The 23,034-nt window shown below is 69.7% G+C and carries 22 protein-coding genes; 12 read left to right on the top strand and 10 right to left on the bottom strand.

The features are described 5' to 3' along the window. Positions 1-69 precede the first annotated feature (69 nt). Together A3AG_RS0128270 and A3AG_RS0128265 are read left to right on the top strand one after the other, a co-directional pair. On the top strand, positions 70-348 hold the full coding sequence (locus A3AG_RS0128270; protein ID WP_012351595.1) for an accessory factor UbiK family protein: 279 nt from the start codon (positions 70-72) through the stop codon (positions 346-348). 88 nt (positions 349-436) lie between these two features. Further along, positions 437-1,978: a YifB family Mg chelatase-like AAA ATPase gene (locus A3AG_RS0128265; protein WP_026164534.1), complete on the top strand. Its 1,542-nt coding sequence runs from the start codon at positions 437-439 to the stop codon at positions 1,976-1,978. Between the two features lie 13 nt (positions 1,979-1,991). Here A3AG_RS0128265 and zwf read toward each other — a convergent pair whose 3' ends face one another. Together zwf and nagA are read right to left on the bottom strand one after the other, a co-directional pair. Then, positions 1,992-3,479: a glucose-6-phosphate dehydrogenase gene (gene zwf / locus A3AG_RS0128260; RefSeq protein WP_018008650.1), complete on the bottom strand. Its 1,488-nt coding sequence runs from the start codon at positions 3,477-3,479 to the stop codon at positions 1,992-1,994. A 209-nt stretch (positions 3,480-3,688) separates the two neighbouring features. Continuing rightward, a complete protein-coding gene (gene nagA, locus A3AG_RS0128255; protein ID WP_018008649.1) occupies positions 3,689-4,792 on the bottom strand; it encodes an N-acetylglucosamine-6-phosphate deacetylase in 1,104 nt (367 codons plus the stop codon). A gap of 470 nt (positions 4,793-5,262) precedes the next feature. On the opposite strand from nagA, the gene A3AG_RS0128250 reads away from it, so the two are divergent. Beyond that, positions 5,263-5,985, top strand: coding sequence for a GntR family transcriptional regulator (locus A3AG_RS0128250; protein ID WP_018008648.1), 723 nt, complete (start codon positions 5,263-5,265; stop codon positions 5,983-5,985). Here A3AG_RS0128250 and A3AG_RS0128245 read toward each other — a convergent pair. The 3 genes from A3AG_RS0128245 to A3AG_RS0128235 form a co-directional block, all read right to left on the bottom strand. Beyond that, entirely contained in the window at positions 5,967-6,155 is a 189-nt protein-coding gene (locus tag A3AG_RS0128245) for a hypothetical protein (protein ID WP_018008647.1), read from the bottom strand. The two genes, A3AG_RS0128250 and A3AG_RS0128245, sit on opposite strands and share 19 nt — an antisense overlap. A 77-nt stretch (positions 6,156-6,232) precedes the next feature. Continuing rightward, positions 6,233-6,874 (bottom strand): LysE family transporter, encoded by a 642-nt coding sequence (locus A3AG_RS0128240; protein ID WP_018008646.1) that lies wholly within the window; start codon positions 6,872-6,874, stop codon positions 6,233-6,235. A gap of 82 nt (positions 6,875-6,956) precedes the next feature. Continuing rightward, positions 6,957-7,559: a hypothetical protein gene (locus A3AG_RS0128235; RefSeq protein ID WP_018008645.1), complete on the bottom strand. Its 603-nt coding sequence runs from the start codon at positions 7,557-7,559 to the stop codon at positions 6,957-6,959. Between the two features lie 131 nt (positions 7,560-7,690). On the opposite strand from A3AG_RS0128235, the gene A3AG_RS0128230 reads away from it, so the two are divergent. From A3AG_RS0128230 to A3AG_RS0128220, 3 genes are all read left to right on the top strand, one after another. Next, a complete protein-coding gene (locus tag A3AG_RS0128230; RefSeq protein ID WP_018008644.1) occupies positions 7,691-8,194 on the top strand; it encodes a thioredoxin fold domain-containing protein in 504 nt (167 codons plus the stop codon). A gap of 134 nt (positions 8,195-8,328) precedes the next feature. Further along, positions 8,329-8,865: a TlpA disulfide reductase family protein gene (locus tag A3AG_RS0128225; RefSeq protein WP_018008643.1), complete on the top strand. Its 537-nt coding sequence runs from the start codon at positions 8,329-8,331 to the stop codon at positions 8,863-8,865. A gap of 164 nt (positions 8,866-9,029) precedes the next feature. After that, the gene (locus tag A3AG_RS0128220) at positions 9,030-11,138 is read left to right on the top strand and encodes an ATP-dependent helicase (RefSeq protein WP_026164532.1); all 2,109 of its coding nucleotides are present in this window, start codon (positions 9,030-9,032) and stop codon (positions 11,136-11,138) included. Between the two features lie 213 nt (positions 11,139-11,351). On the opposite strand, the gene A3AG_RS0128215 is transcribed toward A3AG_RS0128220, so the two are convergent. The 5 genes from A3AG_RS0128215 to A3AG_RS0128195 form a co-directional block, all read right to left on the bottom strand. Beyond that, positions 11,352-12,548 (bottom strand): class I SAM-dependent rRNA methyltransferase, encoded by a 1,197-nt coding sequence (locus A3AG_RS0128215; protein ID WP_018008642.1) that lies wholly within the window; start codon positions 12,546-12,548, stop codon positions 11,352-11,354. Positions 12,549-12,765: 217 nt separating this feature from the next. Continuing rightward, positions 12,766-13,074 (bottom strand): HP0495 family protein, encoded by a 309-nt coding sequence (locus A3AG_RS0128210; RefSeq protein WP_018008641.1) that lies wholly within the window; start codon positions 13,072-13,074, stop codon positions 12,766-12,768. A gap of 61 nt (positions 13,075-13,135) precedes the next feature. Next, positions 13,136-14,335: a D-alanyl-D-alanine carboxypeptidase family protein gene (locus tag A3AG_RS0128205; RefSeq protein ID WP_018008640.1), complete on the bottom strand. Its 1,200-nt coding sequence runs from the start codon at positions 14,333-14,335 to the stop codon at positions 13,136-13,138. 63 nt (positions 14,336-14,398) lie between these two features. After that, complete coding sequence (locus tag A3AG_RS0128200) at positions 14,399-15,040, bottom strand: alpha/beta hydrolase (RefSeq protein WP_018008639.1); 642 nt, start codon at positions 15,038-15,040, stop codon at positions 14,399-14,401. Positions 15,041-15,208: 168 nt separating this feature from the next. Beyond that, positions 15,209-15,529 carry a (2Fe-2S) ferredoxin domain-containing protein gene (locus tag A3AG_RS0128195; protein ID WP_012351580.1) on the bottom strand — a complete coding sequence of 107 codons (321 nt, stop codon included), beginning with the start codon at positions 15,527-15,529 and terminating at the stop codon, positions 15,209-15,211. 387 nt (positions 15,530-15,916) lie between these two features. Here A3AG_RS0128195 and A3AG_RS0128190 point away from each other — a divergent pair, with 387 nt between their 5' ends. The 6 genes from A3AG_RS0128190 to A3AG_RS33640 form a co-directional block, all read left to right on the top strand. Next, positions 15,917-17,221, top strand: coding sequence for a dicarboxylate/amino acid:cation symporter (locus A3AG_RS0128190; RefSeq protein WP_051073576.1), 1,305 nt, complete (start codon positions 15,917-15,919; stop codon positions 17,219-17,221). Between the two features lie 112 nt (positions 17,222-17,333). Then, on the top strand, positions 17,334-19,340 hold the full coding sequence (locus A3AG_RS0128185; protein ID WP_018008637.1) for a sensor histidine kinase: 2,007 nt from the start codon (positions 17,334-17,336) through the stop codon (positions 19,338-19,340). Positions 19,341-19,348: 8 nt separating this feature from the next. After that, positions 19,349-20,674, top strand: a complete 1,326-nt coding sequence (locus A3AG_RS0128180) for a sigma-54-dependent transcriptional regulator (protein ID WP_026164531.1) — start codon at positions 19,349-19,351, stop codon at positions 20,672-20,674. A 452-nt stretch (positions 20,675-21,126) separates the two neighbouring features. Further along, positions 21,127-22,104 carry an NAD(P)H-dependent flavin oxidoreductase gene (locus A3AG_RS0128175; protein ID WP_018008635.1) on the top strand — a complete coding sequence of 326 codons (978 nt, stop codon included), beginning with the start codon at positions 21,127-21,129 and terminating at the stop codon, positions 22,102-22,104. A 42-nt stretch (positions 22,105-22,146) separates the two neighbouring features. After that, positions 22,147-22,590 carry a YbaN family protein gene (locus A3AG_RS0128170; protein ID WP_018008634.1) on the top strand — a complete coding sequence of 148 codons (444 nt, stop codon included), beginning with the start codon at positions 22,147-22,149 and terminating at the stop codon, positions 22,588-22,590. Positions 22,591-22,845: 255 nt separating this feature from the next. Beyond that, positions 22,846-23,034 (top strand): helix-turn-helix domain-containing protein (locus tag A3AG_RS33640; RefSeq protein ID WP_167332283.1); only part of this gene is annotated, 189 nt, incomplete at its 3' end.

The following is a 23,034-nucleotide window of genomic DNA, read 5'->3' as shown; positions in this document are numbered from 1 at the left end:
GTGCGAAAGCGCGCCATACGCCAGATGCCCACCCGGATTGGCACCAGTCAGGTGCGCAAAGGAGAAACCATGAAACCGACCGACCTCTTCAACGACCTGCAGAACAAGGTCAGCGAGGCGCTGCGCAATTCGCCGGCAAGGGACATCGAGAAAAACGTGCGCAGCATGATGACCCAGGGCTTTGCCCGGCTGGACCTGGTCACGCGCGAGGAATTCGACGTCCAGTCGCAGGTGCTGGCGCGCACCCGCGCCCGCCTCGAGGAACTGGAAAGCCGCGTGGCCGAGCTGGAGCGCCGCGCCGGCATCCCGCCCGGCGCCGGCTCGGTGGACTCGACCGGGGGCGCGTGAGCACGCCGGTCCCGCCGCCATCCTGCCTGCATGAAGGCCGCCAGTCCTGGCGGCCTTTTTCGTTAACAGTTCCGTGCGGTTCGATGCCATGAGCCTTGCCGTCCTGCGCAGCCGGGCCCTGACCGGCATCGCCGCGCCGCCGGTGCGGGTCGAGACCCACCTGGCCAACGGTCTGCCGGCCTTTACCATCGTCGGCCTGGCCGACACCGGCGTGCGCGAAAGCCGCGAGCGCGTGCGCGCCGCCATCCTAAACAGCGGCTACGAGTTCCCCAACCGCCGCATCACCGTCAACCTGGCCCCGGCGGACCTGCCCAAGGAATCCGGCCGCTTCGACCTGGCCATCGCGCTGGGCATCCTGGCCGCCAGCGGCCAGATCCCGGCCGACGCGCTCGACGCGCATGAATTCGCCGCCGAGCTGTCGCTGTCCGGCGAACTGCGTCCGGTGCGCGGCGCGCTCGCCATGGCAATGGGGCTGGCGCGCGACAATGCCGCCCGCGCCGGCTCGGGCGAGGCGCCGCGCACCTTCCTGGTCGCCGCGGGCAACGGCGCCGAAGCCGCACTGATCGAAGACCTGGCCGTGCACGCCGCCGCCACGCTGCGCCAGGCCTGCGACCACCTCGGCCCCGTGGCCGGGGCGCGGCTGCCCCGCGCCATGCCGCCGCTGCTGCCCGTCGCCACCGGGTGCGGCCCCGACATGTGTGAAGTCCGCGGCCAGGCGCAGGCGCGCCGGGCCATGGAGGTGGCGGCCGCCGGCCAGCATTCGGTGCTGCTGGTGGGCCCGCCCGGCACCGGCAAGTCGATGCTGGCGCAGCGCCTGCCCGGCCTGTTGCCGCCGATGTCGCTGCAGCAGGCGCTGGAGGCCGCCGCCGTGATGAGCCTGACCCCGGGCGGCTTCCGCCCTGAGGCCTGGGGCGTGCGCCCTTGCCGCGCGCCGCACCACACCGCGTCGGGCCCGGCCATGGTCGGCGGCGGCGGCAATCCGCGTCCGGGCGAGATCTCGCTCGCGCACCACGGCGTGCTGTTCCTGGACGAGCTGCCCGAGTTCGACCGCCGCGTGCTCGAAGTCCTGCGCGAGCCGCTGGAATCGGGCCGCATCACCATCGCCCGCGCCCACGGCCACGCCGATTTCCCCGCCTGCTTCCAGTTCGTGGCGGCGATGAACCCCTGCCCGTGCGGCTACCTCGGCCACCCCGACCGGCCGTGCCGCTGCACCCCCGACCAGGTGCGCCGCTACCAGTCGCGCATCTCCGGGCCCATGCTCGACCGCATCGACCTGCAGGTCGAGGTGCCCGCGCAGGACCAGGGTGAAATGCTCGACGGCCCGCCCGGCGAACCCAGCGCCGCGGTACGCGCGCGCGTGCTGGCCGCGCGTGAGCGGCAGCTGGCGCGGCAGGGCAAGCCCAACAATGAACTGGGCGGGCGCGAGATCGAGCAGCACTGCGCCATGGACCCGCAGGCGCAGGCCCTGCTGCGCGGCGCGATGACACGGCTGGCGTGGTCGGCGCGCTCGTACTTCCGCGTGCTGAAGGTGGCGCGCACCATTGCCGACCTGGCCGGGGCCGACCTGCTGGATGCGGCGCACGTCGGCGAGGCGATCCAGTACCGGCGCGCGCTGCGCATGGCCGGCTAGGGCGATCCGCGCCTCAGGCCTCTTCCGACCACTGCACGCCCTCGCGCGCCATGAACGCCGACGATGCCGCCGGCCCCCACGTGCCCGCGGTATAGGGCCGCGGCCCCTCGTCCTGCGCGCGCCAGGCTTCCAGGATCGGATCAACCCAGGTCCATGCGGCCTGCAGCTCGTCGCGCCGCACGAACAGCGCCAGGCGGCCGCGAATCACGTCGAGCAGCAGGCGCTCGTAGGCCTCGGCGCGGCGCGTGGTGAAGGCCGAGTCGAGGTTCAGCGCCAGGCTCAGCGGCTTGAGTCTCATGCCCTCGCCCGGCTGCTTCACCATCAGCGTCAGCCGCACCGACTCTTCCGGCTGCAGCCGGATCACCATGCGGTTGGGCTGCAGCGTGCTGCCGGGGTCGAAGATGGAATGCGGCACCTCGGCGAAGTGGATCACCACCTCGGTCACGCGCTCCTGCATGCGCTTGCCGGTGCGCAGGTAGAACGGCACCTGGTTCCAGCGCCAGGTGCCAAGCTCGGCCCGCATCGCGACAAAGGTCTCGGTGCGGCTGTCGGCGGGAATGCCCTCTTCCTGCAGGTAGCCGCGCACCAGCTCGCCGGCGATGGCGCCGGCGGTGTACTGGCCGCGCACGGTGTTGCGGCGCACGTCCTCGGGCGACATCGGCCGCAGCGAGCGCAGCACCTTGAGCTTTTCATCGCGCACCGCGTCCGAGTTGAGCGACGCCGGCGGTTCCATCGCCAGGATGCTGACCAGCTGCAGCAGGTGGTTCTGCACCATGTCGCGCATGGCGCCGGCCTCGTCGTAGAAGCCGCCGCGCGTGCCCACGCCCACGGTCTCGGCCACCGTGATCTGCACGCTGCGCACGAACGGCGTGCGCCACAGCGGCTCGAAGATCGAATTGCCGAAGCGCAGCGCCATCAGGTTCTGCACGGTTTCCTTGCCCAGGTAGTGGTCGATGCGGTAGGTGCGATCCTCGCTGAAATAGCGGCTGACCACCTCGCCGATGTCGATCGCCGACGCCAGGTCGACGCCCAGCGGTTTCTCCAGCACCAGCCGGGTGTCGTCGGCAATCAGGCCATGGCTGGCGAGGTTGTCGCAGGTGGCGGCGAACAGCCCCGGCGGCATCGCCATGTAGTAGATCCGCAGCGCCTCGCTGCGCAGCTGCGCGGCCAGTGCCGGGTAGTCAGCCGCCTGCGCGGCATCGAGATGGACGAAGTCCAGCCGCTGCAGGAAGGCCTGCCATTTGGCGGCCTCGATATAGCGCGCATCGACAAACGGTTGTGCGCTTTCGTCGGCAAAATTGACAAAGGCCTCGCGGTCCCAGCGGTGCCGGCCCACGCCGATGATGCGCGTGCCGTCGGGCAGGTTGCCGTCGCGGTGGCACATGTAGAGCGAGGGCAGCAGCTTGCGCGCCGACAGGTCGCCGGCGCCGCCGAAGATGACGAGGTCGAGCGGCCGGGCGTCGGCAGTGCCGAAGGCAGAGACGGTGCGGGGGGTTGGCATGGCGGGCTCCTTGCGTGCCGATGGGGCGGATGAGGTTGGCCGGGGCGGGGCAAGCCGGCATTGCTTGCAGGGCTCAGGCAGTCGCTCGGCCCAGCATGTCGCGGTCACGTTGCGCACGTATTGCAGCTGGACGGCCGGGCGGACGGCGCCGGCGGCCGCGCCATCGGGCCATCCGCATCATCCGTGCCAGTTGGCGCGTCCAGGGCGGCTCAGGCAGTCCCGACACAGCACTCTCCTTCGACATGCACGCTGCGCACCGACAGCGCGCGGTCCAGCACCACCACGTCGGCCCAGCAGCCTTCGGCCAGCCTGCCGCGGTCGGCGATGCCCAGGTACTGCGCCGGGTACAGCGACACGCGCCGCGCGGCATCGGCCAGGTCCAGCCCGATCGCGACCAGGTTGCGCAGCGCCTGGTCCATGGTCAGCACGCTGCCGGCGAGCGTGCCGTCGGCCAGCCGCACGCTGCCCTTGGCCTTGTAGACCGTCTGGCTGCCGAGGTGGTACACGCCATCGGGCATGCCGGCGGCGGCGGTGGCGTCGGTGACCGCATAGAGCCGCGGGATCGCGCGCAGCGCCGCGCGGATGGCGCCGGGATGCACGTGCAGCAGGTCCGGGATCAGCTCGGCGAACTCGGCATGCGCCAGCGCCGCCGCGACCATGCCGGGGGCGCGATGCCGCAGCGGCGTCATCGCGTTGAACAGGTGGGTGAAGCCGCTGGCGCCGGCCTCGAGCGCGGCCACCGCGTCTTCATAGGTGCCGAGCGTGTGCCCCAGCTGCACGCGCACGCCGCGCGCGGCGAGCTGGCGAATCAGGTCGAGGTGGCCGGGCATTTCTGGCGCCAGCGTCACCACCTTCAGCGGCGCGGCGCCAAGGTACTGCGCCAGGTGTTCCGGCGTGGCGGTGGCCGGGGGCTCGGGCTGCGCGCCCAGGTTGCCGGGATTGAGGTACGGCCCTTCCAGGTGCACGCCCAGCAGCCGCGCCGCACCGGGCGGGCGCCCGGCACACGCGCGGCCAAGCGCGCGCACGGCGCACAGCAGCACATCGTGTGGCGCGGTCATGGTGGCGGCCAGCAGGCTAGTGGTGCCGAAGCGCGCATGCGCGCGCAGGATCGCCGGCACCGCCGCCGCGCCATCCATGAAGTCCTGGCCGCCGCCGCCGTGGTTGAGCAGGTCGACAAACCCCGGCAGCACAAACGGCGCATCGTTGCCCGCGGGCGCGGCCGGCACGCCCTCGATGCGCGCGATGCGACCGTCCGGTCCGGCATGGAGCTCGCCGAAGACCCAGCCTGCCGGCGTCAGGATGTTTCCCTTCATGGCAATGCTCTCCAGATCCACGCGTCGCCCTGGCGAATTGCCGCGTCCCGCGGCGCTACGCCATCTCATCCATTCTGCTTCCAGATACGCGCGACCGGTTGGGCATGCGTTGGCCCGCATCAGGCGGAAAGACGGGCAACCACGAACGGTTCCCGACCATAAAAATACCAATGCCAGCCATGACGGCAATGGTGCGTCCAATTGGTATTGAACCGGGGCGAGATGGCAGTATCGCAATCCCGCCCGCGGACGAGAGTCCGGTGCCATGCGGAAGCCCCCGGTTTTCGGGCTGCTGCGCAACCGAGGCAAGCGTCGGGGCGGGCGCTGCCGAGCCCAACCTCTGCAGTACCAATTGGCGGACACGCTGCGCATGCTGCCTGCATCACCTTTTCCTCCGGATTTTCCCGCAGGGTCGTCAATGTCCTAAATTGGTATTCACTACATCGGCTTTGGCAGCTACGAGGAGTCGCATGGATCAACGGCTGCAGGCCCTCAAGCCCGACGAGGCGGACGCCACGCCGATCTACCTGCAGGTGGCGCGCAAGCTCACCGCCGCCATCCAGGCGGGGCAATGGCGCGTGGGCGATGCGCTGCCGTCGGAGCGCTCGCTGGTCGATTCGCTGGGGATTTCGCGCGTCACCGCGCGTCACGCGCTGCAGGTGCTGGCCGACGAAGGCACCATCACGCGCAACCGCGGCGCAGGCACCTTTATCGCTCCGCGCGCCGAGCCCAGGCCGCCGCGCCTGGATAATTTCAGCGAGCTGGCGCGCCGGCGCGGCATGACGCCGGCGAGCGAGCTGGTGGCGTTCGAGCGCCGCCGCGCCACCGCGCAGGAAAGCGCGGAACTGGCCCTGCCCGAGGGCGACGAAATCGTCAGGCTGACGCGGCTGCGCAAGGCCGACGGGCAGATCTACTGGATGGATGTGACCACGCTGGCGCTGGCCGTGCTGCCCGACGCCAGCGCCATCGGCGAATCGCTCTACGCCTACCTGGACCGGATCGGCAAGCCGGTGCTGCGCGTCACCGAGACGCTGCGCGCGGTCGTCGCCACCGCGGAGCTGGCCGCGCGCCTCGGCATCGGGCCGGGCGAGCCGCTGCTGCATATCCGCCGCATCGGCTATACCCATGGCGACAAGCCGGTCGAGCTGACCGACGCGTACTGCCTGAACGACTTCTACGAACTGAAGCAATAGCGCCCGGCGGCACCGGCCACCGGCGGTTCCACCGGCGGCGGCGGCGGGTCGTCCTCGGGCGACAGCGGCAGGTCGGGCGGCACGCCCGGCGGCGCGGGTTCTTCCACCGGGGGCACGGTATGGCGCGGCTGCAGGCGCGCAACGGCGATCGGGTTCAGCGAGGCAGGCATGCGGAGGCTCCGTGGCGGGGTTTCCTCCTCATTGAAGCAAACCCGGTGCGCGCATGCCAGTGCGGATGCCGCGCCGGTCAGGCGTGCTGGCGGCGCACGAAGAACAGCGCCGCGCCCACCGCCATCAGCACGCTGCCGAAAAACCGGTTCTGCCACAGCACCGCGCGGGCATTGCGGAACAGCCCCTGCATGCGCGACGCCAGCAGCGCGTAGCCATGCATCACCACCAGGTCGACGGCGCACATGGTGGCCGCCAGGATCGCCAGCTGCAGCGCCAGCGGCCGGTTCGGGTCGATGAACTGCGGCAGCACCGCGACCATGAAGATGATGCCCTTGGGATTGGTCACATTGGTCAGCAAGCCCGTGGCGAAGCGCCGGCGCCGGCTCATCACGGCCACGCGCGCCGGGCCGCCGTCCTGCGCGGCATCCGCTTCCACGCGCGCGCGCCATTGCTGGATGCCGAGATAGATCAGGTACAGCGCACCGATGGTCTTGACCACCATGAAGGCTTGCTCCGAGGCCAGCAGCAGCGCGCCCAGGCCGCCGCCGGCCACCAGCAGCACGATCACCAGCCCGGCCTGCAGGCCGAAGATGGTGGTGGTGGTCCTGCGCAGCCCGTACGACAGGCCATGGCTCATCGACAGCACCGCGCCCGATCCCGGCGACACGGCGATCACCCAGCACGCGGCGAAATAGGCCAACCAGACTTCCCAACGCATTTTCAACTCTCCTTTGACTGCAATATGCGGGGCGGCGCATCGCCTCCCGGGCATCCGTGATTCGCGGCGGCGCCGCCGCGCCTCAGAGCGGGTGGAACCCGCCCAGGAACTGCTCCACCTGCTCGGCCTGGCGCGCGTCGCGCGCGGCCGCGCCGGATTCCAGCACCACCGCCTGGAAGGCGCGCGTGCCCACCGCCACCAGCCGCGCGCTGAGCCGGCGCGGCGACTGGTCCTGCGGCGACACGCCGCTGGCCTGCAGCTCCAGTCCGGCCAGCGGGCGGCCCGGCCGGTCCGCGCTAAGGATGGTGACCGGCCGCGTGCGCGGCTCGCCCGACAGCGTGCCCAGGTTGGCCAGCAGGCCGGCCTGCATCGCCGCCAGCGCCTCGCGCCGCAGCGCTTCGTCGTCGGCGGGCAGCGTCACCACGCCCACGGCGAAGAGCGTGTCGTCGACGCGCGCGGCCTCCATCGTCATCGGCAGCTTGCGCCCGGCAATGGTCACGTCGCGCGCGGCGCTGGTGGGCTTGCCGGGATAGAGCGCGGCGTAGCCGCCTTCGCCGGACTGGATGGTGCGCCAGTCATAGCGCGGCGAACAGGCGCACAGGGCCAGCGCGAGCAGCGCGGCACAGCATGTCAGGGACCAGCGGGGCGCGGCAAGAAGGCTCGGCGGGGGCGGCACGTGTCGCATGGGGAAAACGGGGTGGAAGGACAGCGCAAGCGGCGCGCGCGGGCGCGAGTCGCCGGCGCGCGGAAACCGGTATTATCCCGGAAGCGGCGCCCCAGTGCTTGCCGCGCCGCCTCCCCCGCCCCAGCTCCGCCATGCCTGCCTCCCGCCTCGCCCGCGCTGCCACCTCTCGCACCTGCCTGCGCTGGCTGGCCGCGGGCGCGCTGCTGGCGGTCATGGCAGGGGCGTCCGCCGGCAGTCCGCCGCACCTGCCGCCGGCCACCGACCTCGCCGCCCACGGCGCCGACGCCGCGCGCCGCGGCGAGCCGCTGGTGGTGCTGGTATCGATGCCGGGCTGCAGCTATTGCGACGCGGTGCGCCGCAACTACCTGGGTCCGCAGGCGGCCGCCGGCGAGATCGCCGTGCGCGAACTCGACATGACCGCCGACACCCCGCTGCGCGATGCCGACGGCAGCCACACCACCGCGCGCGCCTGGGCCCGCGCGCACCAGGTCAGGGTTGCGCCCACGGTGCTGTTCCTGGACCGCCAGGGCCGCGCCGCCGCCAGCCCGCTGCGCGGCATGCAGCCCGATTTCTACGGCGCCTACCTGGAACAGGCGCTGGCACAGGCGCGCGCCGCCGTCGCCGCACAGAAGTGACGGAAGCATTGCGGCGGATGAGCGCCAGGCGGCGGCGCACAGCGCGCGAACGCCGGCCGCATTAGAATGTCCCACTGCTGACCGGACCCGCCCGGTCCTATCTGCACGAATAAAGCGGCTTCAGCCGGATTCCCATGACCACTACCTCCGCCTCAAAGACCTCCCGCAAGCCCTGGCCCATCGTCGCCGCCGTGGTGGTGCTGGCGCTGCTGGGCTGGTTCGGCTACCGCGCGCTGTCGCCGTCCGGCACCGCGCCGGCCGCCACCTTCACGCTGCTGTCCGGCGAAAAGGTCAGCACCGCCGATCTCAAGGGCAAGGTATACCTGGTCAACTTCTGGGCCACCAGCTGCGCCACCTGCATCAAGGAAATGCCGGACATGGTCAAGACCTACGAGCAGTTCAAGGGCAAGGGCCTTGAATTCGTCGCGGTAGCGATGAACTACGACCCGCCCATGTACGTGATGAACTTCGCCAAGACGCGCGGACTGCCGTTCAAGGTGGCGATGGACAGCGACGGCAGCGCGGCCAAGGCCTTCGGCAATGTGGGGCTGACGCCGACCACCTTCGTGATCGACAAGGAAGGCCGCATCCTCAAGCGCTATGTCGGCGAGCCCGAATGGGACGCGCTGCACAAGCTGCTCGACGGCGCGCTGGCAAAGTCAGCCGCATAACGCCCCGCGGTCAGGCGCTGCGAACAGACGACAAAAGGTGCTCATCAAGCACCTTTTATTGTTTTCAGGCCCCGCTCCCGCGCGCGGCGGGTTGCGCCGGCGGGCTGTATGGATATACAGTTGGCGCCAGTTTTCTCATAGCGCGTCCTGCCCGCCCCAAACCCGTGACCCTGGACCTTGCCCCCGCGGCTGAACCTGCCGAAGCCGCCACCCCCGACGCCGCAGCGCTGCCCGCCTACCTGTCCCGGCTCAACCCCGAGCAGCGCGCCGCGGTCGAACACGGCAGCGAGGCGCCGCTGCTGATCATCGCCGGCGCCGGCTCGGGCAAGACCAATACGCTCGCGCACCGGGTCGCGCACCTGGTGCTGGGCGGCGCCGACCCGCGGCGCATCCTGCTGCTGACGTTCTCGCGCCGCGCCGCCGCCGAGATGGGCCGGCGCGTCGAGCGCATCGTCGACCAGGCGCTCGGCACCAGCACCGGCGCCGGGCGCGCGGCGCTGCAGTGGTCCGGCACCTTCCACGCCATCGGCGCGCGGCTGCTGCGCGAATATGCCGAGACCCTGGGCCTGTCGCCGGCCTTCACCATCAGCGACCGCGGCGATTCCGCCGACCTGATGCACGTGGTGCGCCACGACCTGGGCCTGTCCGAGACCGCCAGCCGCTTCCCGAAGAAGGAAACCTGCCTGTCCATCTATTCGCGCGTGGTCAACACCCAGGCGCCGCTGGAAGAGGTGCTCAGGCAGCAGTTCCCGCGCTACGCGATGTGGGCCGACGCGCTGCGCACGCTGTTCGCCGGCTATGTCGAGGCCAAGCAGAAGCAGCACGTGCTCGATTACGACGACCTGCTGCTGTACTGGGCGCAGGCCATGGCCGAGCCCACCATCGCGCAGGACATGGGCGCGCGCTTCGACCATATCCTGGTCGACGAATACCAGGACACTAACGCGCTGCAGGCGTCGATCCTGCTGGCGCTGCGGCCCGACGGCCGCGGCCTGACCGTGGTCGGCGACGACGCGCAGTCGATCTACGCCTTCCGCGGCGCCACCGTGCGCAATATCCTGGATTTCCCCGCGCAGTTCACGCCGGCGGCGCAGCAGGTCACGCTGTCGCAGAACTACCGCTCGACCCAGCCGATCCTGCAAGCCGCCAACGCGGTGATCGGGCTTGCGGCCGAACGCTATACCAAGGACCTGTGGTCCGAGCGCCAGTCGGCCGAGAAACCGGGCGTGATCGTAGTCAACGACGAGGCCGACCAGGCGCGCTACGTGGTCGAGCAGGTGCTGGCGCGGCGCGAGGCCGGCCTGGCGCTGATGGCGCAGGCGGTGCTGTTCCGCGCCGCCGACCACAGCGCGCAGCTGGAAATCGAGCTGGCGCGGCGCAATATCCCGTTCGTGAAGTTCGGCGGGCTCAAGTTCCTGGAATCGACCCACGTCAAGGACGTGCTGGCGGTGGTGCGCTGGCTGGAAAACCCGCGCGACCGCATGGCAGGGTTCCGCACGCTGCAGCTGCTGCCGGGCATCGGCCCCAAGACCGCGGCGCGCGTGCTCGATGCCATGGCGCTGGCGACCGAGCCGCTGTTCTCGCTGCAGGAATTCGAGCCGCCGCCGGCCGCCGCGCCGGCGTGGGCCGACCTGCTTGCGCTGGCGCGCGCGCTGATGGCGCCGACCTCGCCGTGGCCGTCCGAGTTCGAGCAGGTGCTGGCCTGGTACGCGCCGCACCTCGAACGCCTGCACGACGATGCCCCCGCGCGCCAGGCCGACCTGCAGCAACTGGAGCGCATCGCCGCCACCTATGGCGCGCGCGAGCGCTTCCTGACCGAGCTGACACTGGACCCGCCCAGCGCCTCCAGCGATGAATCCGGCGTACCGTCGCGCGACGAGGATTACCTGATCCTGTCGACCATCCATTCGGCCAAGGGACAGGAGTGGAAGGCGGTCTATGTGCTCAATGCCGTCGACGGCTGCATGCCGAGCGACCTGGCCACCGGCACCACCGAAGAGATCGAGGAAGAGCGGCGACTGCTGTATGTGGCGATGACGCGGGCCAGGGACCACCTCGATGTGATCGTGCCGCAGCGGTTCTACGTGCACCAGCAGGTGGGCTTCGGCGACCGGCATGTGTATGCGTCGCGCACGCGGTTCTTGCCGAACAAGGTGATGCCCAACTTCTACAGCCGCTCGTGGCCGCCGCCGCCGATGCCGGGGCAAGGCGCGGTCAAACCCGCGCTGGCGCCGGTGGACCTGGCCAGTCGGATGCGGAATATGTGGCGGTGACGGGAATTTCCCGGAACGCCTGCGCGCGCGAAGTTTTTCTCCCCTCTCCCACGCAATGGGAGAGGGGCCGGGGGTGAGGACCGGCGTTTGGCAAGCAAGTCAGGCCTGACTCCGTGCAAGCGCTCGCCCTCACCCCCGCCCCTCTCCCGCGCGCGGGAGAGGGGAGAAGACAAGCGGTCGGTTTAAGGCCAGCGCCGCTGGTCAGTGTTTGCGTCAGGCCACCTTCTCCAGCAGCAAACCCTTCAAATACTCCCCTTCCGGAAACGCCGCCAGCATCGGGTGATCCGTGCCGGCGGACAAGCGCCGCAGGATGCGCGCATCCGCGCGCGCATCGGTCACCGCGCCGGCGACGATCTTCTGGAACAGCTCCATGCTGATCGCCCCCGAGCACGAGTACGTGAACAGCAGCCCGCCCGGGCGCAGCAGCTGTGTGCCGACCAGGTTGATCTCCTTGTAGGCGCGCGCGGCGCGGTCGATATGCTGCGCCGACGGCGCGAACTTGGGGGGGTCCAGCACGATCAGGTCGAACTGGCGGCCCTCGGCGCGGAATTCGCGCAGCGTCTTGAACACGTCGGCGTCGAGCCAGGTGGCGCGCTCCGGATCAAACCCGTTCAGCGTCACGTTGCCCGCGGCGATCTTCAGCGCCTCGCCCGACGAGTCGATCGACGTCACCGCTTTCGCCCCGCCGCGCAGCGCGGCCAGCGAGAAGCCGCCGGTATAGCAGAAGCAGTTCAGCACCTCGCGCCCCTCGGCCAGGTCGCCGACCAGCTTGCGGTTGTCGCGCTGGTCGACATAGAAGCCGGTCTTGTGGCCGTTGCGCACGTCGACGTAATAGCGCACGCCGTGCTCGGTCACCGACAGCGCCGGGTCGGGCTCGGCGCCGGCGAGCACGCCGGTCACCAGCTCCAGCCCCTCGCGCTGGCGCACCGCGGCGTCGGAGCGTTCATAGACGTTGGGGCAGCCGGTTTCCTTGACCAGCGCCTGCACGATCGCGGCCTTCCAGTGTTCGACCCCGGCGGAATTGAACTGGCACACCAGCTGGCCCGCGGCGCCGTTGCCGTAGTAGTCGACGATCAGGCCGGGCAGCCGGTCCGATTCGCCGAAGACCAGCCGCACCGCGTCGCTGTCCCGCACCCACTGGCGCCGGTAGGCGATGGCCGCGGCCACGCGGCGCTTGAACAATGCGTGGTCGACCGGCTCGTTCTCGTCGAAGGTCCACACGCGCGCGCGGATCTGCGATTCGGGGCTGTAGGCGGCCTTGGCCAGGAAGCGGCCGTCGGAGGCGCGCACGATCACGGTGGCGCCCGGCTCGCAGCGGCCTTCGGTGGTGGCAATGCCGGTGGCATAGATCCACGGGTGGCGGCGCAGCAGGGATTTTTCCTTGCCGGGTTTCAGGGTGATGGTGTTCATGTTGGTATGGGGAAGGAGTCGTGCCGCGCCCCGTTGCGCTGGAAGCGCTGCGGGAGTGGCTCCCCTCTCCCGCGCGCGGGAGAGGGTTGGGGTGAGGGCGGGAGTGTCGAACGAAGTGACGGTCGTCGGTATGCGAGGGCCTGCCCTCACCCCCGGCCCCTCTCCCGCAGGCGGGAGAGGGAAGCAAACAGAGCGGGAGGGAAAGTCTTCTACTGCCTTACAGCACCACCTTCACCATCGGATGCGAAGTCAGCGCCCGGTACAGGTCGTCCAGCTGCTCGCGGCTGGTGACCCACACCGTCACGGTCAGGCCCAGGTAGTTGCCCTTGCTCGACGGGCGCATTTCCATCTTGCCGGCGTGGAAGTCCGGATCGAACTGCTGCACCAGCGCGACGATGGCTTCGGCGAAGCCGTCCTGCATCGCGCCCATCACCTTGATCGGGAAATGGCTCGGGTATTCGATCAGCGACTGTTCCGGCGGGATCGCGCCGGGCTTGTTGCCGCTGCCTTGGTTGTCGGTCGTCATCTCGGATTCTCCGGCGCGAGGCCGGCGCGCCGCGGGGCGCACCGGCTCGCGCGCATTCAGGTCACTTGCGCTTGAACCACAGGCGGATGGTGTCCCACAGGCGGCCGAAGAAGCCGGCCTCGGGCACCTCTTCCAGCGCCACCACCGGGAATTCGGCCACCTTGTTGGTGCCGTCCATCAGCTTGACCATGCCCACCTGCTGGCCCGCCGAGATCGGCGCGATCAGCAGTTCCTGGCGCTCCAGCACCGGCTTCAGGCGCCCGCCGGTACCCTTGGGCACGGTGACGAAGGTCTCGTTCTGCACGCCGATCTTGACCGTGCCGCTCTTGCCCTTGTAGATGTCCGGCGTGGCCAGCACCTGGCCCTTGTCGTACAGGCGCAGCGTGTCGAAGAACTGGAAGCCGTAGTTGAGGATCTTCAGGCTTTCCTGGGTGCGTACCTGTTCGGTGGTGGTGCCGATCACGATCGAGATCAGGCGGCGCGAGCCGTCCGGCACGTTGGCCAGCGGCCGCTTGGCCGACGAGATCAGGCAATAGCCCGCGGACTTGGTGTGGCCGGTCTTGACGCCGTCGACGGTCGAGTCGATGTACAGCAGGCGGTTGCGGTTGGGCTGCCTGATCTTGTTATAGGTGAACTCCTTCTGCGAGTACATGCTGTAGTACTCGGGGAAGTCCTTGATCAGGCGCGTGGTCAGCGTCGCCAGGTCGACCGCGGTGGTGTAGTGGTTGGGGTCGGGGATGCCGTCGGTATTGGTGAAGTGGGTGTTCTTCATGCCCATGCGCTGGGCCTCGCGGTTCATCATCGCGACGAAGCCCTCTTCCGAGCCGCCGACGGCCTCGGCCAGCGCCAGCGCGGCGTCGTTGCCCGACTGCACGATCAGGCCCAGCAGCAGGTCCTGCACGGTGACCGGCTTGTTGGGCTCGATGAACATGCGCGACTCGTCGCTTTTGACCTTGAGCACCAGGTTGGTCGGCACCACCGCCTGGTCCAGCGTCAGGCGCTTTTCCTTGAGTGCCTCGAACGCCAGGTAGGCGGTCATCAGCTTGGTCAGCGAGGCCGGCTCGATGCGCGCGTCGGCGTTCTGCGAGGCCAGGGCCTGGCCGCTGGTGACGTCATACAGCATCCACGACTTGGCTGCGACCTGCGGCATCGGCACGCCCTGCGCCCGCACGGCGGCGGGCGCGGTGGCCAGCACGATGGCGGCGGCGATGGCGGCGGGAGCAAAGGCGGACGAAAGGCGTGTCGTGGCTCGATTCAGCATGTTTCTGTTTTCCGACGGTAAGAAGGTGGCGCGGGAAGTTCCGGAATGGCGGGCGTGCCGGCCTTACCGGTCCCACGCATTGACGACGAGCTGCTTGATCAGGTGCAGCTTGCGGTGAAAGAAATGGTCGGCGCCGGGGATCACGATCACCGGCAGCTCCTGCGGGCGGGCCCAGTCGAACACGCTCGCCAGCGGCACGGTGTCGTCCTGTTCGCCATGGATCACGATGGTGTCGGCCGGCACGTGCGCGACTTCCCAGCGGCTGGCGGCGGTGCCCACCAGCACCAGGCGCTGCACGGGCGTGCCGGCCTCGGCCAGGCGCCGCGCCACATGGGTGCTGACGAAGCTGCCGAACGAGAACCCGCCCAGCGCCAGCGGCAGCGTCGCGGCCTGCGCCGACCACGCGGTCTGCTGGCGCATCCAGGCCGCCACGGCGAGCAGGTCGTCCTGTTCGCCGATGCCGTTGTCATGCTCGCCGGCGGTCGCGCCGACGCCGCGGAAGTTGGGGCGCACGGTGGCATAGCCCAGCTGCACGAAGGCGCGCGCCAGCGTTTGCGCGACCTTGTTGTCCTTGGTGCCGCCGAACAGCGGATGCGGATGTGCCACCAGCGCTAGTCCCCGGGGCTCGCCTTGCGGCAGGTCCACCGACACGTCGATCGCGCCGACGGGGCCGGCGATGGAAAGTACCTGGGTATGCGCGTTCATAGGGCGGTCTGGAGCGATCAGGAGGCCAGCTGGCTCAGGTGGGAAATTCAGGCGGGAAATCCCGGGGCAAAAATGAAAAAACCGTCCGGCGTGCGGGCGGCGGGGTCAGGCATCGGCGCTGCGGCATCGGCAGCGCCGCGGACTTCGTTCTCGTTCAGCGGTCCACCATCAGCGGTCCACCATCAGCCGCTCGACCGGCTTGCCCTTGAGCAGGTGGCTGTCGATGATTTCATCGATGTCATGCTCGTCGACATAGGTGTACCAGATGGCCTCGGGGTAGACCACCAGCACCGGGCCGAGTTCACAGCGGTTCAGGCAGCCCGCCTTGTTGATGCGCACGCGGCCTTCGCCGCCGGCGATGCCCAGTTCCTTGCAGCGCTTCTTGGCGTATTCCTGCATGGCCTTGGCGTTGTAGTTGGCGCAGCAGTTCTCGCCGGCCTCGCGCTGGTTCAGGCAGAAAAAGACGTGGTGCTGGTAGTAGCTGCGCATGCGTACGGTGTGAAGACGGCCCCGGACGGCGGCACGGCCCGGACGGCATTGAACGGAAGCTCGGAATTATACGGCGTTGCGAGCGCCGGGCCGCGATATGCGGCAGCTTTGCGCGCACCGCCATGCGCACCGGACCCCTGCCAGGTGGCGGCTCGCGCACCCTGTGCCCGCCCGCCATTCCGGATCGCCGGATCCGCGCCGTCCGGGATTCCGGAATCCCGGAGGCCCGGCGCCCGCCGCTCGCCAGCCTTTCCTTGTGAATCAACCAGTTAGCAATACCGGTTGGACTGGCATGCCGGTTGCGAATTCCCGCCCCTGAACGCGCCGCAAGCGTGACGGCGCGCGCCCGCGCGGACCCGCCCGGGTACGGTCAACACCGAGGACGACATCATGAGGAAACCCTTCTACAAGATCCTGTACGTGCAGGTCCTGTTCGCCATCTGCATCGGCATCCTGCTCGGCCACTTCTGGCCCGACACCGGCGTCGCCATGAAGCCGCTGGGCGATGGCTTCATCAAGCTGATCAAGATGATCATCGGCCCGATCATCTTCTGTACCGTGGTCACCGGCATCGCCGGCATGAGCGACATGAAGAAGGTCGGCCGCGTCGGCGGCAAGGCCCTGCTGTACTTCGAGGTGGTGTCGACCTTCGCGCTGCTGATCGGGCTGGGCGCCGCGCACCTGCTCAAGCCGGGCGTGGGCTTCAACATCGACCCCGCCACGCTCGACACCAAGGCCATCGCCCAGTACGTGTCGAAGGCGCACGGCCAGAGCACGGTCGAGTTCCTGATGCACATCATCCCCGACACCGTGTTCAGCGCCTTCGCCAACGGCGATATCCTGCAGATCCTGCTGGTGTCGCTGTTCTTCGGCGCCGCGCTGGCGGTGCTGGGCGAGCGCGCCCGCATCGTGGTGCAGCTGATCGAGCAGGTCTCGAAGGTGTTCTTCCACATCGTCCACGTGATCACCAGGGTGGCCCCGATCGGCGCCTTCGGCGCGATGGCATTCACCATCGGCAAGTACGGCCTGGGCTCGCTGGTGCCGCTGCTCAAGCTGATCGGCACCTTTTACTTCACCGCCATCGTGTTCGTGCTGGTGGTGCTGGGCGCGATCGCGCGCATGACCGGCTTCAGCATCGTGCGCTTTATCTCGTACATCAAGGAAGAGCTGCTGATCGTGCTCGGCACCAGCTCGTCCGAGGCGGCGCTGCCGCACATGATGGAAAAGCTGGAGAAGCTGGGCTGCTCCAAGTCGGTGGTGGGCCTGGTGGTGCCGACCGGCTACTCGTTCAACCTGGATGGCACCAACATCTACATGACGATGGCGGTGATCTTCATCGCCCAGGCCACCGGCATCGAGCTGACGCTGATGCAGCAGCTGACCATCCTGGCGGTGGCGATGATCACCTCCAAGGGCGCCAGCGGCGTGACCGGCTCGGGCTTCATCACGCTGGCGGCGACGCTGGCGGTGGTGCCGACCATCCCGGTGGCGGGCATGGTGCTGATCCTGGGCATCGACCGCTTCATGAGCGAATGCCGCGCGCTGACCAACATCATCGGCAACGGCGTGGCCACGGTGGTGGTGTCGGCGTGGGAACGCGAGCTGGACCGCAAGCGCCTGGCGCGCGTGCTGCAGCACGGTGCCGGTGACGATGCCGACGCGCTTGGCGAAGCCGGCCAGCGCGCCGCCTGACACGGGCACACTCGCGGCCACACTCGCGGCCACACCTGCGGCCGCCCCCGCGCGCGCCGCTGACCCGGCCGCGCGCCTGCGGTTATCATCGGCGCGACACCCTCGCGCGCCGATGCCACACTCCGACGACTTTCTCGCCGTGCATGATCCCGCCGCCACCCGCCCGGTGCACGCGCCGGCGGCCGGCAGCGGGCGCTGGTGGGGCTTTGCCGTCGCCCTCGCCGCGGGGCTGCTGCTGCTGTGCGCGCTGACCTGGCTGGTTTCGGTCCAGCGCGGCCTGGCCAGCCTGCAGCAAGGCACCGCGACACGCGCCGACCGCTACGCCGCCACGCTCGAAAGCACCCTCGACCGCTACGAGTTCCTGCCCGCGCTGGTGTCGCTGCATCCGTTCGTGCGCGGGCTGCTCGCCGCCCCCGCCGACGCGCAGCGCGTCGCCGCCGCCAACCAGTACCTGGCCGAGGTCAACCGGCGCGCGCATGCGTCGGCCACCTATGTGATCGCGGCCAACGGCATCGCCCTGGCCGCGAGCAACCATAACCAGCCCGGCAGCTTCGTCGGCACCGACTACCGCTTCCGCCCCTACTTCCAGACCGCCGCGGGCGGCAAGATGGGGCGCTTCTACGCCATCGGCATCACCAGCGAGGAGCCCGGCTACTACCTCGCCCAGCCGATCGAAGCCGGCGGCAAGGTCATCGGCGTGACCGTGGTCAAGCTCAACCTGGAGTGGTTCCAGCGTGCCGGCAGCGGCGCCGAGCCGCTGATGGTCAGCGACGACCATGGCGTGATCTTCCTGTCGTCGGTGCCGGCGTGGCAGTACCGCACGCTGCGCCCGCTGCCGCCAGCGCTGCGCGCGGAGATGGAACGGACCCGCCAGTACCACGGCCGTGCGGTGACGCCGCTGCCGCTGGAACCGCTGGCGTCGCCGGTCACGCGCTGGCTGGCCGACACCACGCTGGCGCACGGCGCGCGCCTGGTGCGCGTGCGCGACGAGGGCGCGGCCGGCCGCACCACCTTCGCGCCCGACGGCGCCGAACGCGCCGACCGCTACCTGGAGCTGAACCGCACCGTGGGCCCGGCCGGCTGGACCATGCAGGTGATGGCGCCGCTGGACCCGGTGCTGGCCAACGCGCGCAACGCCACCGTGGCCGCGGCGCTGGCCTATGCCTGCATCTGCTTGCTGCTGGTCAACTGGCGCCAGCGCCGCCAGCGCGCGCGCGACATGCAGTACAGCCGCCGCTTGCTCGAGGCCGCCTACGACCAGCTGGAGCGCCGCGTCGAGGCCCGCACCGCCGACCTGATGGCGATCAACGAAAAGCTGGAAGACGAAGTGGCCGAGCGCACCCGCGCCGAAAGCGAGCTGCGCGCGGCGCAGGATGAGCTGGTGCAGGCCAGCAAGCTGGCCGCGCTGGGACAGATGGCGGCCGGCATCACGCATGAGCTGAACCAGCCGCTGGCGGCGCTGCGCACGTTCTCGGACAACACCCGCGTGCTGCTGGCGCGCGGCCAGCTGGACGCGGCCGAAGGCAACCTGACGGCGATTGCCGACCTGACCGAGCGCATGGGCAAGATCACCGGCCAGCTCAAGCTGTTTGCCGGCAAGGCGCGCCCGGTGCAGCGGCCGGTGGCGCTGCGCGCGGCGGTCGACCACGTCCTGGCGCTGCTGGCGCCGCGGCTGGGCGCGGTCACGGTCAGCGTCGCCGGGCTGAACGCGGTGCCGGCCCTCGCCGTGCGCGCCGACGAGCTGAAGCTGGAACAGGTGCTGCTGAACCTGCTCGGCAATGCGCTCGATGCGATCGACGCGGCCGCGCCGGCCGCCTCGGAACACGGCCGCATCGACCTCGAAGTGCAGGCCGGCGAGCACGCCGTCACCATCGTCGTGCGCGACAACGGCACCGGCATCGCGCCGGAAGCGCTGCCGCGCCTGTTCGAACCCTTTTTCACCACCAAGGAAACCGGCCAGGGGCTGGGGCTGGGGCTGGCGATCTCGTCGTCGATCGTGCGCGAGTTCGGCGGCCAGCTCAGCGTCGCCAACGTCACCGGCGGCGGCGCGCAGTTCACGCTGGTGCTGGCGCGCGCGCCCGCCATCGATGCCGCCCCATCGGTTTCCGCGTCACCATGAGTACTGCCATGCAAGACGGTCTGCGTGTCCTGTTTGTCGAAGACGAGCCGCTGGTGCGGCAGGCCACCGCGCAAAGCCTGGAGCTGGCCGGCTTCCGCGTGCTGGCGCTGCCGTCGGCCGAGGCCGCGATCCCGCACCTGCACGGCGCCTTTGCCGGCGTGGTGGTGACGGACGTGCGCCTGCCCGGCGCCAGCGGGCTGGACCTGTTGCAGCACTGCCGCAACGCCGCGCCCGGCGTGCCGGTGATTTTGGTGACCGGCCACGGCGATATCACCATGGCGGTGCAGGCGATGCGCGAAGGCGCCTATGACTTCATCGAAAAGCCGTTCGGCGCCGACCGCCTTACCGATACCGTGCGCCGCGCGCTCGAACGGCGCGCGCTGGAGCTGGAAAACCAGGCGCTGCGCCGCGAACTGGCCGGGCCCGCCGCCGGCACGCGCATCATCGGCCGTTCGCCCGCGATCGAGCAGGTGCGCGCGCTGGTGGCCAATGTCGCGCCCACCGACGTGCCGGTGATGATCAACGGCGAGACCGGCACCGGCAAGGAACTGGTGGCGCGCAGCCTGCACGCGCTGTCCGGGCGCGCCGAAGGTCCCTTTATCGCGCTGAATTGCGGCGCGGTGCCCGAGGCCATCTTCGAGAGCGAGATGTTCGGGCACGAGGCCGGCGCCTTCACCGGTGCCGGCAAGCGCCGCATCGGCAAGCTCGAGCACGCCTCGGGCGGCACGCTGTTTCTCGACGAGATCGAGAGCATGCCGCTGGCGCTGCAGGTCAAGCTGCTGCGCGTGCTGCAGGAAGGCTCGCTGGAGCGGCTGGGCTCGAACGCCTCGGTCAAGATCGACGTGCGCATCGTCGCCGCGGCCAAGGGCGACATGGACGCGCTGGTGGCGCACGGCACCTTCCGCGAAGACCTGTATTACCGGCTCAATGTCGTGACCATCGCGCTGCCGCCGCTGCGCGAGCGGCGCGAGGACATCGTGCCGCTGTTCGAGCATTTCTCGCTGGTGTCGGCGGTGCGCTACCAGCGACCCGCGCCGCTCCTGTCCGAGGCGCAGCGCCAGGCACTGGCCCAGCGGCCGTGGCCCGGCAACGTGCGCGAGCTGCGCAATGCCGCCGACCGCATGGTGCTGGGGGTGCCCGAGGGCGGCCAGGCCGGCGCGCAGGCGGCGGGCCCGGACGAGAGCGCGCCGCTGCGCGAGCGCATGGAGCACTTCGAGCGCGCCGTGATCGCAGACGCGCTGGCGCGCACCGGCGGCGCGGTCAGCCAGGCCGCGGACCTGCTGCAGGTGGGCAAGGCCACGCTCTATGACAAGATCAAGCGCTACGGGCTGTGATGTCATGCGCGGTTCATCGCGCTGCCACGGCGCCGTCACATTGGCGGCCTATGCTTCGTGGGCGGCTGCGGCATTGGCAGGTGCCCGCCGTGTGTATCAGTCTTCGTGGTAATTGATGGCCCCGCGCATGCGGGGCGTTTTTTTTTTTGGCGGGGTTGGGTGGCGTTCGGCACCGCCGTGCCGCTTCACCCGCCATACATTGCCATCACCCCGGCTGGCCGGACTCGAGCCCTTCGCTCTCCGGAAACCGCCATGCCCTCCTTCGACCACGACCCCGTCATCGCCGGCGCCAGCCTTGCCGGCGCCGCCTGCGCCCTTGACCCGCCCTGCCATGGCGCGCGGGATCGGCATAGACTGGGGCTTCTAGCGACGCATCCCAGAAACTCCCTATAATCGAACGACCGTTCATTTAGGGCACGAGCAGCGTGCCCGCGCGTAGTTCAGGAGACACCATGCCCGCCGCCAAGCAACTGCCCCAGGCCCTGCAGAACCTGGCCCTGCCCGTGATTGCCTCGCCCATGTTCATCGTCAGCTATCCCGAGTTGGTGCTGGCGCAGTGCAAGGCCGGCATCGTCGGTTCATTCCCCGCGCTCAATGCGCGTCCGGCCGAGCTGCTCGACGAGTGGCTGACGCAGATCGAGCAGGAACTGGCCGCGTTCAAGGCCGCCAACCCCGGCGCGCCGGTGGGCCCGGTCGCGGTCAACCAGATCGTCCACAGCTCCAACGCGCGCCTGGAGCATGACATCAAGGTCTGCGTCGAGCACAAGGTGCCGATCTTCATCACCTCGCTGCGCGCGCCGCCCAAGGAGCTGATCGATGCGGTGCACAGCTACGGCGGCATCGTGCTGCACGACGTGATCAGCCTGCGCCATGCCGAGAAGGCGATCGAATCCGGTGTCGACGGCCTGATCCTGGTCGCGGCGGGCGCCGGCGGCCATGCCGGCATGCTGTCGCCGTTCGCGCTGGTGGGCGAGGTGCGCAAGATCTTCGACGGCCCGATCGCGCTGTCGGGCTCGATCGCCACCGGCGAGGCGGTGCTGGCCGCGCAGGCCATGGGCGCGGACTTTGCCTACGTGGGCACGCGCTTCATCGCCTCGCAGGAGGCCCACGCGGCCGAGTCGTACAAGCAGTCGATCACCAGCTCGGCCGCCGCCGATATCGTCTACACCAACCTGTTCACCGGCGTGCATGGCAACTACATCCGCGAAAGCATCAGCAACGCGGGCCTGGACCCGGACAACCTGCCGGTGGCCGACAAGAGCAAGATGGACTTTTCCAGCGGCAGTTCCAAGGCCAAGGCCTGGAAGGATATCTGGGGCGCCGGCCAGGGCGTGGGCCAGATCCACGACATCCCCAGCGCCGGCGAAATCGTCGCGCGCATGAAGGCGGAGTACGATGCCGCCAAGGCGCGGCTGGGCATCGCGCGCTGACCGATCCCTTACCGGGCCGCATGGCGGCCTTTCGTCCGACCCTTGCCGCCTTCCGACCCCGACCTTCCGCCCGATCCCGAAGCTGCGCCGAACCATCGCCAGCGCGTGCTGCGCGCCGTCTGGGTGGCGCTGGGCGGGCTGTGCCTGCTGCTCGGCGTCATCGGCATCTTCCTGCCGGTGCTGCCGACCACGCCCTTCGTGCTGCTGGCCGCGGCCTGCTTCGCGCGCGGCTCGCAGCGCTTCCATGAATGGCTGCTGGGGCATCCCCGCTTCGGGCCGCTGGTCAGCGACTGGCAGCGGCATCGCAGCATCCCGTTCAGGGCGAAATGCCTGGCGCTGTCGATGATGTGGCTGTCAATGGGGACCACGGCGTGGCTGCTGCGCGGGCGGCCGCTGGCCTCGGCGGCATTGCTGGCGTGCGCGGTGGGGGTGAGTGTGTGGATGGTGCGGTTGCCGACGCGCCCGGCGGGTGGGGGGAAGTCTTGAGGGGTCGGGGTCTATCGATGGCCTTTGCTTCGTGGAGGCGCCGGCCCTCACCCCCGCCCCTCTCCCGCAGGCGGGAGAGGGGAGCAAACCGTCGTCCGTCGGAAGCGCTGGAGCTGGCCAGCACCCCATGCAATCGCACCCCTCTCCCGCGCGCTGTATAGACCGGGGACATAGGTAACAGGTGTGCCAGGACATGGGTAACACTTTTCCCGCTTAGTCAGCGGGAGGATAACGTTGCCCTGGAGCCAAACCACCGTGAAGCAGCAAAGAGAAGAGTTCGTCCGCCTGGCACGCCAGGCGGACGCCAACATTGCGGAGCTTTGCCGCCGCTTCTGCATCAGTCGGAAGACCGGTTATAAGTGGTTGAATCGAGAGGATCTGGACGACCGAACTCGGCGTCCACATAGCTCTCCCGGTCGAACTCCAGCTGCCATCGAAGAGCGC

The organism is Cupriavidus neocaledonicus, from assembly GCF_000372525.1.
Classification (GTDB): domain Bacteria; phylum Pseudomonadota; class Gammaproteobacteria; order Burkholderiales; family Burkholderiaceae; genus Cupriavidus; species Cupriavidus neocaledonicus.
The sequence above is the reverse complement of the archived record's forward strand: the minus strand, read 5'-3'. Positions and strand labels throughout refer to the sequence as shown.